Source organism: Mesorhizobium sp. WSM4845 (assembly GCF_055811455.1).
In genome coordinates this window covers 1-335 of record NZ_JBVVQA010000116.1, presented here as the reverse complement: position 1 = coordinate 335, position 335 = coordinate 1, and the positions used below count along the sequence as shown (strand labels likewise).

Genomic DNA, 335 nt, shown 5'->3' with positions numbered 1-335 from the left:
CCTCGTCGTTTGCTCCACCCTCTGCGAATTCAGGGGCCCGGGCTGCTCCACCGAACCTCGTACAGGGTCTCCATGACTCCGGAGCCGTACCTGTTGAAGTCCTTCAGGTCCTCGCTCGTCAGTCGCTCCATCGCAGCAGCGTTTATGTTCTCGGCCAGGAGTGACGCCCAGTAGCTTTTGTCCACTATGCGCATGGTGCGACTTGCAGACGCGGCGGCCTCCTGACCGGGCCCGTAGCTCTTTGGCTTGTGAATATAGGCGTCCTCACGGGGCCGCGGCAGCGCCAGGCGCCCGTACAAGCGATCCAGAAAACGGAGAGGATGGGCAACCATATC

General features: G+C 61.8%; 1 protein-coding gene. It reads right to left on the bottom strand.

What is annotated here, in order from left to right:
- Positions 1 to 29: 29 nt before the first annotated feature.
- Positions 30 to 335 (bottom strand): hypothetical protein (locus AC0L2C_RS34255; protein ID WP_473525540.1); only part of this gene is annotated, 306 nt, incomplete at its 5' end.